12 protein-coding genes and 1 pseudogene are annotated in these 16,294 nt (G+C 71.4%); 7 read left to right on the plus strand and 6 right to left on the minus strand.

Annotated features, from left to right (window positions below):
• The first annotated feature begins 14 nt into the window (after positions 1-14).
• The 4 genes and pseudogenes from ATK30_RS35145 (at position 15) to ATK30_RS35150 (ending at position 3,806) form a co-directional block, all read left to right on the plus strand.
• Positions 15-2,396 (plus strand): HAD-IC family P-type ATPase, encoded by a 2,382-nt coding sequence (locus ATK30_RS35145; RefSeq protein WP_101439080.1) that lies wholly within the window; start codon positions 15-17, stop codon positions 2,394-2,396.
• Between the two features lie 91 nt (positions 2,397-2,487).
• Positions 2,488-2,598 (plus strand): annotated as a pseudogene (locus ATK30_RS47805) (helix-turn-helix domain-containing protein); the annotation flags it as partial.
• A gap of 33 nt (positions 2,599-2,631) precedes the next feature.
• The gene (locus tag ATK30_RS46575; protein WP_101438641.1) at positions 2,632-2,955 is read left to right on the plus strand and encodes a helix-turn-helix domain-containing protein; all 324 of its coding nucleotides are present in this window, start codon (positions 2,632-2,634) and stop codon (positions 2,953-2,955) included.
• The gene (locus ATK30_RS35150) at positions 2,952-3,806 is read left to right on the plus strand and encodes an IS3 family transposase (RefSeq protein WP_244194528.1); all 855 of its coding nucleotides are present in this window, start codon (positions 2,952-2,954) and stop codon (positions 3,804-3,806) included. Before ATK30_RS46575 ends, ATK30_RS35150 begins: the two co-directional genes overlap by 4 nt.
• A gap of 223 nt (positions 3,807-4,029) precedes the next feature.
• Here ATK30_RS35150 and ATK30_RS35155 read toward each other — a convergent pair whose 3' ends face one another.
• From ATK30_RS35155 to ATK30_RS35165, 3 genes are all read right to left on the minus strand, one after another.
• Complete coding sequence (locus tag ATK30_RS35155) at positions 4,030-4,602, minus strand: GNAT family N-acetyltransferase (RefSeq protein WP_101439081.1); 573 nt, start codon at positions 4,600-4,602, stop codon at positions 4,030-4,032.
• Positions 4,603-4,976: 374 nt separating this feature from the next.
• Positions 4,977-5,795 (minus strand): DNA-formamidopyrimidine glycosylase family protein, encoded by an 819-nt coding sequence (locus tag ATK30_RS35160; protein WP_101439082.1) that lies wholly within the window; start codon positions 5,793-5,795, stop codon positions 4,977-4,979.
• A gap of 3 nt (positions 5,796-5,798) precedes the next feature.
• Positions 5,799-6,650, minus strand: a complete 852-nt coding sequence (locus ATK30_RS35165; protein WP_101439083.1) for a ParA family protein — start codon at positions 6,648-6,650, stop codon at positions 5,799-5,801.
• Between the two features lie 112 nt (positions 6,651-6,762).
• Between ATK30_RS35165 and ATK30_RS35170 the strand changes: the two genes are divergently transcribed.
• The 3 genes from ATK30_RS35170 to ATK30_RS35180 all read left to right on the plus strand — a co-directional run bounded on the left by ATK30_RS35170 (position 6,763) and on the right by ATK30_RS35180 (position 10,533).
• On the plus strand, positions 6,763-7,488 hold the full coding sequence (locus ATK30_RS35170; protein WP_101439084.1) for a methyltransferase domain-containing protein: 726 nt from the start codon (positions 6,763-6,765) through the stop codon (positions 7,486-7,488).
• Positions 7,489-7,632: 144 nt separating this feature from the next.
• Positions 7,633-8,850 (plus strand): DNA polymerase IV, encoded by a 1,218-nt coding sequence (gene dinB / locus ATK30_RS35175; RefSeq protein ID WP_101439085.1) that lies wholly within the window; start codon positions 7,633-7,635, stop codon positions 8,848-8,850.
• Positions 8,851-10,128: 1,278 nt separating this feature from the next.
• The gene (locus tag ATK30_RS35180; protein ID WP_101439086.1) at positions 10,129-10,533 is read left to right on the plus strand and encodes a DUF3040 domain-containing protein; all 405 of its coding nucleotides are present in this window, start codon (positions 10,129-10,131) and stop codon (positions 10,531-10,533) included.
• Positions 10,534-11,099: 566 nt separating this feature from the next.
• On the opposite strand, the gene ATK30_RS35185 is transcribed toward ATK30_RS35180, so the two are convergent.
• The 3 genes from ATK30_RS35185 to ATK30_RS35195 form a co-directional block, all read right to left on the minus strand.
• Positions 11,100-13,658: a transglutaminase TgpA family protein gene (locus ATK30_RS35185; RefSeq protein WP_101439087.1), complete on the minus strand. Its 2,559-nt coding sequence runs from the start codon at positions 13,656-13,658 to the stop codon at positions 11,100-11,102.
• A 64-nt stretch (positions 13,659-13,722) separates the two neighbouring features.
• Complete coding sequence (locus tag ATK30_RS35190) at positions 13,723-14,994, minus strand: DUF58 domain-containing protein (protein WP_101439088.1); 1,272 nt, start codon at positions 14,992-14,994, stop codon at positions 13,723-13,725.
• 32 nt (positions 14,995-15,026) lie between these two features.
• Positions 15,027-16,091 carry an AAA family ATPase gene (locus ATK30_RS35195; RefSeq protein WP_208637504.1) on the minus strand — a complete coding sequence of 355 codons (1,065 nt, stop codon included), beginning with the start codon at positions 16,089-16,091 and terminating at the stop codon, positions 15,027-15,029.
• Between the last annotated feature and the right edge of the window lie 203 nt (positions 16,092-16,294).

Raw genomic sequence — 16,294 nt, forward strand, 5'->3', positions numbered from 1 at the left:
GTAAGGTCGAGGCCATGCCAGGGGACGACGGCCTGCTCACGCAGGACAGCACGCGCGGGCTCACCGCGGCCGAGGTGGCCGAGCGGGTCGCCGCGGGACGGACGAACGACGTGCCCTCGCGCACCAGCCGCAGCGCGTGGGAGATCGTCCGGGCGAATGTCTTCACGCGGATCAACGCGATCTTCGCGGTGCTCGCGGTCATCATCTTCTCCACCGGCTACCTGCTGGACGGGCTGTTCGCCGGGGTGATCGTGGCGAACAGCGTCGTCGGCATCGTGCAGGAGCTGCGCGCCAAGCGGACGCTGGACCGGCTCGCCATCGTCGGGCAGGTGCGGCCGCGTGTGCGCCGCGACGGGACCAGCGGCGAGCTGGCGCCGGAAGAGGTCGTGGCCGACGACGTGATCGAGATCGGCGCGGGCGACCAGGTGGTGGTCGACGGCGAGGTGCTGGCCGCGGACGCGCTCGAGGTCGACGAATCGCTGCTCACCGGCGAGTCGGACCCGGTGGTGAAGCACGCGGGCGACCCGATCATGTCCGGCAGCTTCGTGGTGGCCGGGAACGGCGCGTACCGGGCGACGAAGGTCGGCTCCGAGGCTTACGCGGCGAAGCTGGCCGAGGAGGCGGGCCGGTTCACCCTGGTCGATTCGGAGCTGCGGAACGGCATCAACAAGATCCTGAAGGTCATCACCTACCTGCTCGTCCCGGCCGGGGCGCTGTCGATCTACAACCAGCTGTCCGGGTCGCAGGCGCTGCCCGCCGCGCTGCGCGGGATGGTCGCGGCGCTCGTCCCGATGGTGCCCGAAGGCCTGATCCTGCTGACGTCGGTCGCGTTCGCGGTCGGCGTGATCCGGCTGGGCCGTCGGCAGTGCCTGGTCAACGAGCTGCCCGCGATCGAGGGTCTGGCGCGCGTGGACGTCGTCTGCGCGGACAAGACCGGCACGCTCACCGAGAACGCGATGCGGCTGTCCGAGCTGCGGCGGCTGCACGAAGCGGGGGAAACTCCGGAGACCGTGCTGGCCGCGCTCGCCGCCGCCGACCCGCGGCCGAACGCCAGCCTGGCCGCGATCGCCGAGGGCTGCCCGGCCGCGCCGGACTGGACGCCGACCGCCGTGGTGCCGTTCTCCTCGGCGCGGAAGTGGAGCGGCGCGGCGTTCGGCGAGCACGGCGACTGGGTGCTCGGCGCGCCGGACGTGCTGCTGCCCGCCGAATCGGAGGAACGCGCGGAAGCGGAGCGGATCGGCGCGCAGGGCCTGCGGGTGCTGCTGCTCGGCCGGGCGGCGAACGCGGTCGACGCGCCCGACGGACCGGGCAAGGTCACGCCGGTGGCGCTGGCCGTGCTGGAACAGAAGATCCGCGGCGACGCCCGCGAGACATTGGACTATTTCGCCGCCCAAGGCGTTGCGGTGAAACTGATTTCGGGCGACAACGCGGTGTCGGTCGGCGGCGTGGCCCGCGCGCTGGCCCTGCCCGGCGGCGAGGCCCCGGTCGACGCGCGGACGCTGTCGGAGGACCCCGGCAAGCTGGCTGACCAGCTGGAAAGCACCGCCGTGTTCGGCCGGGCGACGCCCGCGCAGAAGCGGGCGATGGTCGCCGCGCTCCAAGCTGGTGGGCACACGGTCGCGATGACCGGCGACGGTGTCAACGACGTGCTCGCCCTGAAGGACTCCGACGTCGGCGTCGCGATGGGCGCGGGCAGCCCGGCGACCCGGTCCGTCGCGCAGATCGTCTTGCTGGACAACGCTTTCGCGACCCTGCCGCACGTCGTCGGCGAGGGCCGCCGGGTGATCGGCAACATCGAACGCGTCGCGAACCTGTTCCTCACCAAGACCGTGTACTCGGTGCTGCTGGCGCTGATCGTCGGCGTGCCCGGGCTGATCGGCCTGGACGCGATGCCGTACCCGTTCCTGCCGAGGCACGTCACGATCGTCGGCTGGTTCACCATCGGCCTGCCCGCGTTCGTGCTGTCGCTGGCCCCCAACAACGACCGCGCCCGCCCCGGATTCGTCGGCCGCGTGCTGCGGATGGCGGTCCCGGCCGGGGTCGTGATCGGGGCCGCGTCGTTCGTCTCGTACATCCTGGTCCACCCCGGCAACGCGACCACCGAGGCCGCGCAGGTGCAGGCGAGCACCACGGCGTTGATGACGCTGATGGCGCTGGCGCTGTGGGTGCTCGCGGTCGTCGCGCGGCCCTACACCTGGTGGAAGGCCGCACTGGTCGCGACGATGGCGGTCGTTTCGGCGCTGATGTTCGTGCTGCCGTGGACGCGGGAGATCTTCCAGCTGGACCCGAGCAACACCGGCTACACGCTGACCGCGGTGCTCTGCGCGGCGGCAGGAGTAGTGCTGATCGAGATCGGGCGGTGGATCGGGAACCGGATCGGGCGGCCGGGTCCGTGAGGGGAACCCGGAGTGAACTGCGCCCCGGGAGTTGGACTGGGAATCCAGTTCCGGCTGTCCGGGGAGTGGTTCGTTGCATCCACGCAGTTCGTTGTCTGAGTGGCAGCGGGCGTCCGCTGTTGCGTTGTTCGAGGACGGGTATGGCGCGAAGGCCGTGGCGTCCCGGTTGGGGGTGTCGGCGGGTGCCGTGCGACGCTTGCGTGATCGTTGGAGGCTGCGGAGCGCGGGAGCGCTGATGAACAAGCCAGGCAGGCGGTCGTTCGGGTTCGAGTTCAAGCTGGAGGTCGTGCGCCGGTATGTCGGCGGCGAGGCGACCGCGGCCGAGCTGGCGCGCGAGCACGGCCTGTCCTCGCCCAAACTCGTGGAGAACTGGGCGCGGGCGTATCGGCGCGAGGGCGAGGACGCGTTGCGGCCCAAGCCGAAAGGCCGTCCGCCCGGTGTCGCGGACTCGCCGGGTCCCGGCGAGCTGGAGCGGTTGCGGGCGGAGAACCTGCGGCTGTCGGCGGAGAACGCCTACCTAAAAAAATTGCGGGCCTTGAGGGAGCAGGGGCGAGGGTGAAAACCCAGGCCGTCGCCGCCCTCAAGGCCGACTATCCGCTGCCGGTGCTGCTGGCGGTCGCGGGCCTGGCCCGGTCGACGTTCTTCTACCACCAGGCCCGCCTGGACCGGCCCGACCCGCACGCCGGGCTCAAGGCCGCGATCGCCGAGGCGTTCGAGGCCGCCCGCGGCCGCTACGGGCACCGGCGGATCCACGCGGTCCTGGCCCGCGACGGCTGGCGGGTGGCGAAGAAAACCGTGCGCACGCTGATGAACGCCCTCGGCCTGGCCTGCCAGGTCCGGCGGCCGCGCCGGTGCCGGTCCTGGCCCGGGCGGCCCGGCACGACCGCGCCGAACCTGCTCAACCGCCAGTTCAACGCCGACGCCCCGGACACCACATGGGTCACCGACGTGACCGAGTTCCGCATCCGCGACCGCAAGCTCTACCTCTCGCCCGTGATCGACCTGTTCGACCGGTCCGTGGTCGCCTACGCCTGCGGCCCGTCCCCGACGCTGGAGCTGACGAACTCCTCGCTGCGCGCCGCGATCGCGACCCTGCCCGCCGGAGCCCGCCCGCTGGTGCACTCCGACCAGGGCTTCCAATACCAGCACGCCTCCTGGCGCACCCTGCTCGCCGACGCCGGCCTGACCCAGTCGATGTCCCGCCGCGCCACCTGCCTGGACAACGCCGTCGCCGAGAACTTCTTCGGCCACCTCAAAGAAGAACTCTTCCACCACAACACGTTCGACACCGTCGACACGTTCACCACGGCACTGCACGACTACATCGACTGGTACAACACCACCCGCATCTCCACCACCCTCGGCGACCTCAGCCCAGCCGAATACCGAGCCCAGACCCTCGCCGCCTAACCTCTACATAACCAGTCCAACTTCCGGGGCCCAGTTCACCTCAAGGTGCCCCTCACGGACATCGATGGGGCACCAACCTGGCTGCGCAAACCTCGCACGCCCAGACGCCGCACCAGCTGCCCGGCCGGGGCCAGCGCCAGCGCGACATCTCCGTGGTTTCCGCCTGAAGCTCCCGGCCCGCCTAGCCGCTGCTTGGCGATGATCCGGCCGGGAGCATCCAGGGTCAGTTTCTCCGGGCGGCCCCGGCTTTCCACTCGTCTTCCAGCATGGCGTAGACCAGTTCGTCGGTCCATTCGCCCTTGACGATCTCGTTTTCCCGCAGGCGCGCTTCCTGGCGCATGCCCAGGCGCTCCATCAACGCCGCCGACGCGGTGTTGCGGCCGTCGCAGCGGCCGATGATCCGGTGCAGTCCCAGGTCTTCGAAGCCGAGCCGCAGGAGTTCGCGGGTTGCTTCCAGGGCCAGGCCTTTTCCGTGGTGGTCGGGGTGGAAGACGAAGCCGATCTCGCCTTGGCGGTGTTCGGCGCTGAGGTATTCGAGGTTGAGGTCGCCGATGAGCTGCCCGGTTTCGGCGAGTTCCACGGCGACGGCGAGGAACTGGCCTTCCTCCGACAGCGTCGCACTGTGGACGCGCTTCGCCAGTGCGGCCGCGGATTCCGCGCGGCTGCGCGGCCCCCAGTACAGGTAGCGGACGACGTCCGCGCGGGATTGGAACGAGTTCAGGGCATCGAGATCGTCGTCCCGGAACGGGCGGAGGAGCAGGCGTTCGGTGCTGATCGGATAGTCCGGCCTGAGCATCCGCCCAGCCTAGCGACTTCCGCGGGTCCGCAGGAACCGCCGCGGCGATCGCCGGGTGCGGGAGGGCGCCCGCGATACCGGAGCGGACAGGGAAATTCCCGGGGCGCCTCCTGGACGCCGTCCGCGTCCAGGCCCGAGCCGGACCGGTGCTCGGGAACCCCGGGAATCCGGTGACTGCCTGGTATTCGTCAGCAGGCAGCACGTGAAGCAGGCGATGAGCCGAAGGTGGCTCTTGTTGTATCGCTGCTCAAAGTCCCAACACGTGCCATCCGCTAGCGGACAGCCACCTCACGAGTCCTGTGTGAATACAACTTAGGACCACCTCCTCTCTCGTGTACTGCCACGCTAACCGCGAACCTCTCGGTACGGCAACATCATTTGCGAGGCGGTCCATCGTCCGGGACGGGGCCGGGCTGGCAGCGCGGGCAGCACCAGGTCGGCCGCTGGTACGGTCCGTCGCCCTGCTGGCGCACCAGCAGCGGTCCGCCGCAGCGGAAACAGCCTTGGCGGGTGCGTTCGTAGACCCAGGTGCGCCGTCCGCGGCGGAGGTCGCCGGTGGTGGCCTGTTCGTGCCGCCACGCGTTGGCGACGAGCAGTTTCCGGGCGAGCGCCACCGCGCGTGCGGGGTCCACTTCGGACACCGGCGTCCACGGGGAAACCCGCAGCAGGAAAGAGATCTCGCACTTGTACAGGTTGCCGACGCCGGCCATGACCCGCTGGTCCAGCAGTGCGTCGCCGAGTTCGCGGTCGGGCTTCGCGGCGAGGTTGGCGGCGGCCAGCGCGGCGTGCTCGTCCGTCCACTGTGGATCCAGCAGGTCCGGGCCCAGGTGCGCGACGAGGCTGTGCTCCTCGGCGGTGGGCACCAGTTTCAGGTCGTGCAACCGGAAACCGATCGCCTGGACGTCGTCGGTCATCAGCACGACCCGCGCGTGGTGAGCGGGCATCGCCCATTTCGCGCCCGCGGGCTGGATCTTCCATTCGCCGTCCATCCGCAGATGGCTGTGCAGCGTCAGGTCGCCGGAGAAGCGCGTGAAGAGGTGCTTGCCGACGGTGCCGACGCCGTGCACCTCCCGGCCCGCGAGGTCCACAGTAGCCAGTTCGGGATGCCGGAACTCCCCGCGCACCAACGTTTTTCCGGCGAGCGCGCGGTCGAGCAGCTTTCCGGCGAGGAATACGGTGTCGCCCTCGGGCACGGTTCAGCCCGCGGTTTCCGACACTTCCGCCTGCGCCGCTTCTTCCTCGGCGCGCACGCGGTGCCGTCCGGCGCGGTTGGAGCGCAGGATTTTCGCGAGGACCATGTTGAAGGTCAGCGCGATCTCTTGTGCGCCAGGGGAATGCCACTCGTGGATCGGGCTGCACGCGCCCTGGGCCTGCTGCACCGCGAGCCGGTCCGGGATCGCCGTCGGCATCACCAGCGAACCGAAGTTCTCGCGCAGCTCCGCGACCCGGAACTGGTGCTCGTAGGACCGCACGCGCAGTTTGTTGACCAGCACGCCGATCGGCCGCAGCGCCGGATTGCCGTCCTCGCGGATCCGTTCGATCGCTTCGAGCGCGCGCTGGGCCCCTGCCACCGCATACATTGTGGGTTCGGTCACAATGAGCGCGCTGTCGGCCGCCACGAGCGCCGATTTGGTGAGCCGGCCGAGCGACGGCGGGCAGTCGATGATCGCCAGCTCGTACGGGTCCTCGCGCAGCGGATGCTGGTGCAGCTCGTCGAGCGCGCGGGAGAGGTTTTCCAGGCGGCGGCCGTCGGAGTCGGGTTCGTTGAGCGACTCCAGCTCCTCGGCGCCGACCAGCACGTCGATCTCCTCGCTCCAGACGCTGGGCGCGATCGCGCGTTCGAGGACGGCCCGCGCGGGCGTCTCGAGCACGTCGGCGAGCGTCGCGTCGGTGAACGGCGGGTCGAGCGAGGTGGTGGCGTTGCCCTGCGGGTCGAGGTCGGCTACGAGCGTGCGGGTTCCCCTACGCAGAGCGGCCGACGCGATACCGAGCGCGACCGTCGTTTTGCCGACACCACCCTTGAGGCTGAGAACGGCGACCGTGTGCACTCGACACAGCCTACGGGCCGCGCGCCGGGGCGGTAGCCCGGAAGGTGGCGAACGCCGCTGCGGCGCCCACGCGGGTCACGGCAAGTGACCGGCGGCCATTACCCTGTCGGCCATGAAGACCGACACCGTGGCCGCCCGGGGCTCGGGCGCTGTTCGCCGGGCGCTCGAGGCCGAACTGCGGGCCGCCCGCGCCCGCGGCGTGGAGCAGCCGGTCGTCGTCGACGTCGGCGGCGGGAGCGGCGGCTGGGCGGTGCCGTTCGCGTCCGCCGGATGCCTGGTCACCGTCGTGGAACCGAACCCGAATGCGCTCGCGACGCTGCGCCGGCGCGCGGAGGAGGAGGGCGTCTCCGGCCGGATCACGGTGATCGCGGACGACTCCGACGCACTGGCCGCGCACGTCGAGGCCGGGTCGGCGGACCTGGTGCTGGCGCACGGCCTGCTGGAGGTCGTGGACGAACCGCGAGCGGTGCTCGACGCGCTCGCCACGGCCGTTTCGCCGGGCGGCGCCGTGTCGGTGCTGGTCGCCAACCGCACCGCGGCCGTGCTGCATCGAGCACTCGCCGGACGGATCTCCGAGGCGCGGCAGCTGATGGAAGGTCCGGACGGCATCGTCGCGGGGGACACCGTGCTGCGCCGGTACGACAGCGCCGGGCTGACCGATTCGCTCGTGGCGGCCGGCCTGGAGGTCACGCTGCTGCAGGGAGACCGGGTGGTCTCGGACATCGTGCCGGGCGAGGTCCGCGAGGACGAACTGGCCGAGTTCGAGCTGAGCGCGTCGTCCGTGCCTGCGCTGCGCGACGTCGCCGGCCGGCTGCACGCGATCGCCCGGCGCGGCTGATCCGCTCCTCGCCGCGCGGTAACCGTCCTGGCGAAGGCCTGAGCCACCCGTAAGCGTGGTCGCCCGGACTCAGGCGCCGGGAATTGTCGGTGGCGACGGGTAGCGTCCGCAGGCGTGGGGAGAAACGCCGAACTGCCGAGCGGGATGGCCCGCTACCGCGTCACCACGGGCGCGACCGAACTGCCGGACGACACCGGCTGCTCGATTCTGCACGTGGACATGGACGCCTTCTTCGTGTCGTGCGAACTGCGCACCAGGCCCGAGCTGGTGGGCCAGCCGGTCGTCGTGTCCGGCGGCGGCCCGCGCTCGGTCGTCGCCGCGGCGAGCTATCCGGCGCGGCGTTTCGGCGTCCGTTCGGCCATGCCGTTCGCCACGGCCAAGCGGCTCTGCCCGCAGCTGGTCTGCATCCAGCCGACGCCAGGGCTGTACGGCGAGGTGTCGCGCGGCGTCATGGGGATCTTCCGGCAGCTGACGCCGCTGGTCGAGCCGCTGAGCCTGGACGAGGCGTTCCTGGACGTAGGAGGAGCCCTGCGGCGGCTGGGCTCCACTCCGGGCGCGCTGGGGGCGCGGATTCGGGAACGAGTGCAGGTGGAGCACGGGATCGCGTGCTCGGTTGGTGTCGCGAAGGTGAAATTCGTGGCGAAACTGGCTTCGGGGATGGCCAAACCGGACGGGATGGTGATCGTCCCCGCCGCCGAGACGCTGGAATTCCTGCACCCGCTGCCGGTCTCGGCGCTGTGGGGCGTCGGGAAGCGGACCGAGGAACAGCTGCGGCAACACGGCTGGCACACGATCGCGGACGTCGCCGCCACCCCGCCCGCCCGGCTGCGGCGCGCGGTGGGCCGGGCGGTGGGGGATCACCTGTGGGCCCTGGCGAACGGCCACGACGACCGGGCGGTGGAACCGGAGTCGGCGGAGAAGTCGATCGGAGCCGAGCACACCTTTGATGTCGACGTCCTGAACCGCGACGAGCTGAGCCTGGAGCTGTTGCGCCTCTCCGAACGGGTCGGGGCGACGCTCCGGTCGCGCGGGCTGCGCGGCCGGACGGTGTCGATCAAGGTGCGGTTCGCCGATTTCCGCACGATCACCCGGGCGCGCACCGTGCTCTCCGCGACGGACGTAGTCCGCGACATCCACCGCACGGCGGTCGAGCTGCTGACCGAACACGCGCCGACGGGCGCGGTCCGGCTGATCGGGGTACGCGTGGAAGGCCTGGACACCGGCGACGAGGGGGAGCAGCTGTCGTTCGCGAACGACGAGCCCCGCTGGCGGGACGCGGAGGTAGCCGCGGACGTGGCAAGACTGAAGTTCGGCTCTGCAGCGATCCGGCCCGCATCGTTGCTTTCTCCTCGGGAGGAGTGAGGGGCTTCCCGCACTGCGCGGCTGGGCTTTTCTGGGAGGGGCGGGGTTCGCCAGGGAGGGCAGGGCGGGTTCGGTCGGGAGGCGTGGCTGGGCCTTCCGGAGGGGCCGGGTTGCAGAAAGGGGAGAGGGGGTTCAGCCGGAGGTAGTGGCTGGGCCTTCCGGCGAGGCCGGGGTTTGGCGGAGAGGCGAGGGCAGGTTTGGTCGGGAGGTTGTGGCTGGGCTTCGGGGCGGGGCCAGGTTTGCGCGGAAAGGTGGGAGTGGGTTCAGTCAGGAGGGAGTGGCTTCTGGCGAGGCCGAGGTTTGCCAGGGAGGCGAAGGCGGGTCCGGTCAGGCGAGTGCGGCTGTGCTTTCCCTGCGAGACCAGGTTTGCCGGAGAGACGGTAGTGGCTGGGCTTTCTGGTGCGGCCGGGGCTCGCCGGGGAGACGAGGATGCGTTCGGCCTGGAAGTAGTGGTTGAGCCTTCTGGTGCGGCCGGGGTTTGCCAGGGAGGCGAGGGCAGGTTCGGTCGGGCGAGTGCGGCTGTGCTTTCCCGGTGAGGTCGGAGTTCGCCGGAGAGACGGGAGTCGGTTCGGCCAGGAGACTATGGCTGGAGCTTTCTGCGGATGGCTGCCGGATCGAGCACTGATCCATCGGCGTGCCTGTTGGCGACCGGGCTCGGCATCTCCATGTGCCGTCCGTCCTCGTTTTGCGCGTCACCTCGCGGCGCGGCCTCTTCGCTGGGAAACCGGCGACGGTGCCGTACTCGTCCGTCTCGACTGGTTCGTGCGAAATGCACGTAGATGGGCACTGGCGCGGCGATCGGTGTGCGGACCCGGTTGTGGGACCGCGCCTGGAATAGGGGTCCGACGGTCGCGCTGAGTTATCGGGCTGCGGGGTGTTCGCGCGGTGGGGGATTGCCGAGCTCGGTGATGGTCAGGTGAATGAGTGGCGGACGGTATCGATCGGCGGAAGATCCTCCCCGCGTGGGGCATCGGCAGGGCGGGTGGCCGGCGCGAAGACGCTTTCTCTCCGTCACGAGGGACCCCGCGCGGGGGAGGCCGACGGGGCGACGAAGGGGCCTGGACTGCGCCGATGGGGGTGACTTCGGTCGCGGTGACGCACTGTCAACCCGCGTGGGGCGGGATTTCCCCCGATTCGATCATTTCCGGATCGGGGATCGGGTAGTCGGACGAGCGCGGGGCTCGTATCCTGGACAGTGCCACCCCGCCTGGGGTTGGCTGTTGGGTCCAGGACGTTGCGCGGCCCGGCGCCCGCGACAGCTGTGCCGGAGGAGGAAAGATGCCACTCTCCGAGCATGAGCAGCGGCTGCTCGACCAGATCGAGCGCGAGCTCTATGCCGAGGACCCCAAGTTCGCATCCACGGTGCGAGGCACCCGGTTGCGCCGACCCGCGCGCCGTCGGCGCATCCAGGGGATCGCCCTGTTCGTGGTGGGCGTCGCGCTGCTGGTGCTCGGCGTGGTGATCCCGGTGCTGCGGGTCGCCGACGTACCGGTGGTCAGCGTGCTCGGGTTCCTCGTGATGTTCTTCGGGGTCATGATGGCCGTGACGTCGCTGCGCCACAGCGACGCGGGCGGTGCGAACAGCCATGACGACGGAGGCGGCGGGGGGAAGCAATCCGGCCGCAAGAGCTCCTTCACGCAGCGCATGGAGGAACGTTTCCGCCAGCGCTTCGAAGGCCAATAGCACGTCGGCGAATCCGCGCTTCTCCCCTCGGGGCGGAGCGCGGATTCTCGTCCGCGGGCACGGCTGCACCGTCTAGCGGTGCACGGCCACAAGCGATGGACGGGCCAAGCGGCTCGCTACGGTGCGCGAAGCACTCCGCAGGCGCGGGCGCGCGACCGGAGTCTGACCCGCACGTCCCAGTTCGTGCGGCCGACACACCAGTCGTTGCTGTAGCGCTGCCAGGTCGCGGCCTCGGCGATGTTGCGAGTTCGACAAGTCCCAGCGGATCGGACGGCGTCTCGCGGCACCGGCGCTTGCGGCCGCCCCGGAACTCCTTCCGCCGCCCGGTTACCGGGGCCAGGTCCGGCTGGCCTGGATCGCCACGTGCCGCTGTCGGATGTCCTCGACGGGGTGTCTTCCGGAGCGGAGTCCACCCGGTCGGGCACTCCGCCGGGGCGGTGCAGGCTCCGTGGTGCGAGTTCGGCAAGCCGCAGGCGGTTTCCGGCAAGCCACCGCAAGTCAGTGTTCGCTGACCAGCCGCAGCTCAAACCTGCCCGGAGATCTGGCCTGATCCCCGCTCCCGAAGCTCACCGCCGTCGGCGAAGCACTGATCGGGGGAACAACCGTCCTCGCATCGACAGCGGAGCAGTCCGGCGCAGGCTCTCCCGCAGCTGCCCGAAGGCGGGCTCCAGCGCTGGATCCGGTGCCGCCTCATCGCTGTACCAGCTGCGTTCCACCGCGCCCAGCACAGTGCGCAAAGCGTCCCGGCCCGAATCGTCCAGGCGGTGGCGTTCGGCGATCTTTCCGCCGGCCACGCGGACCGTGTCGCTGTCGGAGATCGGCAGGTCCCGGTCCGCGCATTCGGCTTTCAGTTCGCGCCAGGCCGCGTCGGCCGCGCCGGTGGAGTGCGTCGCGATCGTCTGCAGGTGGCGGCGGCGCACCAGGTCCCGGATCGCGGCGGGGCCGCCCGTCGCGGCGAGGACCAGGACCACCACCGCGGCGAACCACCACGACACGGTCCCGGCCAGCAGGCCGAGCGCGGCGACCAGCAGGACGGCCCCGGTCAGCGGCAGCCACAAGGCGGCCAGATGCAGCGGAGTCGGGGTGGTGACGGGGTTTCTGACCAGCACGTTCCCGTCCGGCGTGGCACCGGGCGGGACGCCGGAAGGGGCCATGCCGGGACGAGCGCGGCGGCGCAGGAAGTACGACGTGGCCACGGCCGCGGCGCCCAGGACCGCCAGCGCCAAGGCCAGCCAGACCAGCCAGCTGTCGTCCGGGGTGGTGTCGGCGGGAGCGGCCGGGGCGGCCTGGTCGTGGGCCTTGTCGGTCGACGCGCCGGTGGACGGCGAGGCGGAGCGCGGGGCCGTCGGCAGGTCGTCGGTCGCGTTGGGCTGCTGCGGGTTCTGGGTGTTCTGCTGCAGGTACGGCGGGACGATGCCGCGTCCGTCGGCGAGCGGGGTCGGGTCGAAGCTGACCCATCCCTTGTCCCCGAAGTACGCCTCGACCCACGCGTGCGCGTCCTGCGAGCTGATCGACTGGTAGTCGCCCTTGGACACGCCCGGGGTGAAGCCGATCGCGACGCGCGCGGGGATGTGCGCGACCCGCAGCATCACCGCCATCGCCGACGCGTATTGCTCGCAGTAGCCCCGTTTTCCCTTGAGGATGAAGTCGGCGAGAGCGTCGGCGTCGGTGGCGTCGGCGGTCTTCGTGTCGTATACGAAACCGTTCTGCGCGCTGAAGTACTGCCACAGCGCGGTGGCCCGGTCGAAGTTGTTCGTCTTGCCCGCGGTCAGCTGTTCGGTCAGCGCGGTGACTCGCTTGTCGACCTGGCCGATCCGCGTGTACAGCGCGGGGATCTCGTCGGACTTCGGCTCCGCGTCGCGCAGTTCCGCCGCGGTCGGCTCCTTGAGCGACGCGGTTTCCACATAGGACGGTGCGGGTTCGCTCGTCGTGGTGAACACCGAGCCGCTGACCCGGTCGTACAGCCACTGCGGCGGCACGCCCCGGAGCGCGCGGGGGGCGCCGTAGATCGGCAGCCAGTTGTCGACCCAGCGCGTCGGCTGGATCTGGATCTGCCGCGACACCCCGGTGCCGTCGTCGCCGGGCGCGGCGGGCAGCGTGCTGTTCGCGAGCACGCCGGTCTGCGCCTGGCCGCCGGCGCGCAGGCCCCAGCCCTTGTTCGGGGTGTAGGTGTCCAAAGTGAACGCGCGCAGCAGCCGCCGGTCCGAGCCGAGGCCGCGGACCTGGAACAGTTCGGTGTTCTGGCCCTGGTCGAGCAGTCCGCGCAGCTGCGTGAACGGCGCGATGCCGAATCCGCCGGTCCCGTCGCCGTCGCCGCCCGGGCCGGAGCCGAACGGGATCTTGCCGACCGTGCCGACCACGGTGATCCCGCCGCCCAGCAGGCCGAGCACGATCGCCGAGCTGACCACCGCGACCGGGGCCTGCATGAGCCGCAGCGTGCCGCCGGACCCGGGCGCGTCGCGGTTGCGCCAGCGGCGGTGCCGGTGGTTGCCGTCGATCGCGAGCAGGCAGGCGAAAGATCCCGCGCCGAGCACGAACGTCCACCACGGCATCAGTTCGTCGGACAGCGCCGCGGGCACCGCGTACACACAGAGCAGCACGAGCCCGGTCGCCGCGGGCGCGGCGGCGGCGACCGCGAGCGTGTCGACCAGCACCGCGACCAGGCCGATCGCGATCGTGACCAGGCACAGGATCGGCTGTGTGCTGTCGACCGGCGGGAGACCGGTCCGGATCTGCTGTGCCGCGGCGGTGAGCGTGGCCTGCAGTTCGCCGAAAGCAGTGGGGCCGGGGAAGATCGTGAGCACGCCCTGGGTCGTGAACGCCCCGGTGATGAGGAACAGCAGCACGAGCAGCTGGCCGAAACCGGCGACGACGGTCGGCGCGCGCAGCGACCGCAGCGCCAGCCCGGTTCCCGCGACCAGCACGACGGCCACGACGAGGTACCCGAACCAGGCCCAGCCGGAGACGACGCTGGTCAGCGACGTGGCCGCGCACAGCGTCGCGAGCCCGGCGGCGACCGGCGGCAGCACGCTGCTCCGCCACGCGGGCGGGGGATCGGTCGGCTGCGGCGTAGGAGTGTGCGGGATCGGCGGCGCGCTGGACGGACGGGGAGCGGTGGCGGTCATCGGTTCCCCCTGCGGGCTGGGCCGTTCCGGCGGGACCAGGCGTGCGCGACGGCAGTCAGCGGGTTCATCGCGTCCCGCCGATCACGGTCGACCGGTGGGTGCCCGCGCGGCACAGCAGCCCCCACACCTCGGGCATCGGCGTCTGCGGACCGGCCACCACGACGCCCCATCCGGCCCCGCGCAGCAGCTCCGCCGATTCCCCGGTCGCCGCGGCGAGGTGGTCCGGCGAGGCCGAACCCGCCCAGGCCGGGGTGTCCAAAAGGACGGCGAGGCTGCGGACTCCGCGCGCCCGGTACCGCGCCAGCTCGTGCACCGATTCCGCGCTCACCGTGCCCAGGATCGCGATCAGTTCCTGTCCTTCGGCCGGGTCGTGGCCGAGCGTCACGTCTCGCTGGTGCGCCGGCTGGAGCGCGGCCAGCGCGTCGAGCACCAGGTTGTCGTAGCCTTCGCCGCCGTCGCCGGGGGCGTCGGCCAGCGAGATGCCGTGTTCGGTCACCAGCCGCACCCGGTGCCCGGTCCTCCGCAGGTGCAGCGACACCGACGCGGCGAACGACACCGCCCACTCCAGGCTCGCCGTCGGGCCGCTCCCGTGGTGCGCCGCCGCGCGGTGGTCCAGCAATACCGTCGTGCCGCCGCGCCACGGGCGTTCCTCGATGCGGACCATGATCTCGTCGCGCCGCGCGGTCGACCGCCAGTGGACCTTCCGCATGTCGTCGCCGGTGCGGTAGTGCCGCACGATCACGTCCGGCTCGCCCTGCCCGGAATGCAGCCGCACGCTTCCGTCGTCGCCCGCTCCGGCCCCGGCTCCTCCGGGCAGGCCCCACAGCGCCACCACGCGCGGCACGACGACCAGCCGCGAATGGCCGATCAGCTCCCGTTCGAACTCGCACAGCCCGAACGGGTCGGTGATCGTCGCGCGCAGCGGCCCGACCTGCTGGATCCCGCGCATTCCCGGCCGCAGCGGATACCGCAGCAGCACGCGCCGGTCGTGCGGCAGCCGTTCGACCACGAACCGCGGCCGGGAGCCCAGCGCGTACGGCACGCCGTCCTCCAGCAGCACCTCGCCGCCGGGCAGCCGTCCGCTGCGCCACAGTTCCAGGTCGACCTCGCCGGTCGAGCCCGCCGCGATCCGGTCCGGGCGCAGGGCGCGCGCGGCGCCGAGACGCAGCCGGGTCGCCGAGATGTAGGCGGCGACCAGCAGCGGCAGGGCGACCACGAAGACCGCGATCCGCAGCAGGTCCCGTTCGTTGAGCACCAGCGAGCACACCGCGGCCGCGATCCCGGCGGCGAGGAGGCAGCGGCCTCGGGTGGTGAGGCCGGAAAGCGCGCGCAGCATGCGGATTCCCTAATCGGATAGCGGGACGCGCCTCAGCGGGCCGAGCCCTGGGGGACGGGGACGCGGTGCAGCACCGCGCGGACCACGTCGGTCGCCGAACGGCGGGCGGCGTGCGCCTCGGTGGTGAGCACCAGCCGGTGCGCCAGCACGGGCACCGCGACCGTGTGCAGGTCGTCGGGCACCACGTAGTCGCGCCCGGACAGCGCGGCCTGCGCCCGCGCGGCCCGGACCAGGTGCAGCGTCGCGCGCGGCGAAGCGCCGAGCCGGATTTCCGGCACCTGCCGGGTCGCCGAGACGACGTCGACGGCGTACCGGCGGACCTCCGGCGCGATGTGCACGCCGCGGACGGTCCCGATCAGCCGCAGGATCGTCTCGCGGTCGGACACCGGGGCCAGGTCCGCGAGCGGGTTGTGGCCGGAATGCTCGTCGACCATGGCCAGTTCGGCCTGCTGGTCGGGGTAGCCGATCGACACCCGCGCGGTGAACCGGTCGCGCTGGGCCTCGGGCAGCGCGTAGGTGCCCTCCATCTCGATCGGGTTCTGCGTCGCGATGACCATGAACGGACCGTCGAGCGTGTAGGTGCTGGTGTCGACCGTGACCTGGTGCTCTTCCATGCACTCCAGCAGCGCGGACTGCGTTTTCGGCGAGGCCCGGTTGATCTCGTCGCCGACCACGATGTTCGCGAACACCGGGCCGGGCCGGAACTCGAACTCGCCGGTCTGCCGGTTGTAGATGGAGACGCCGGTGACGTCGCTGGGCAGCAGGTCGGGCGTGAACTGCACGCGGCTGACGGTGCAGTCGATCGACCGCGCGAGCGCCTTGGCGAGCGAGGTCTTGCCGACGCCCGGCACGTCCTCGACGAGCAGGTGACCCTCGGCCAGGAGGGTCACCAGCGCGATCCGGATGACGTCCGGCTTGCCGACGAGGACGCGCTCCACGTTCGCGGCGATCCGGCGCGCGGTGTCGTGCAGTTCGCCGAGCCCGGCCGCCGGGACCGGTGCCAGCCCGTCCGCGGACTCGACCGCCGGGTACGGCGGCTGTCCGGACCCGTTGCCGTGCGGTCCGGCAGGGGAAGCGGACTGGATTCTCGACGTCACTCGACCTCCTGGTGGCGCAATAGCTGGACGGGAACCGGCGGGGATGCGCGCCTGTCCAGCGTTCTCCCCAGTGTGTCAAACCCGGGAGAACTGGGCGGCGGAACCCCGAGATCGTTTCATGGTGACGCCCAGCCACCTCGGCGCTCCTTCTTACGGGTGATTATGAGGCATTTTCAGGTGATCCCGCTGACCGTATGCACTGT

The organism is Amycolatopsis echigonensis, assembly GCF_002846615.1.
Lineage (GTDB): Bacteria > Actinomycetota > Actinomycetes > Mycobacteriales > Pseudonocardiaceae > Amycolatopsis > Amycolatopsis echigonensis.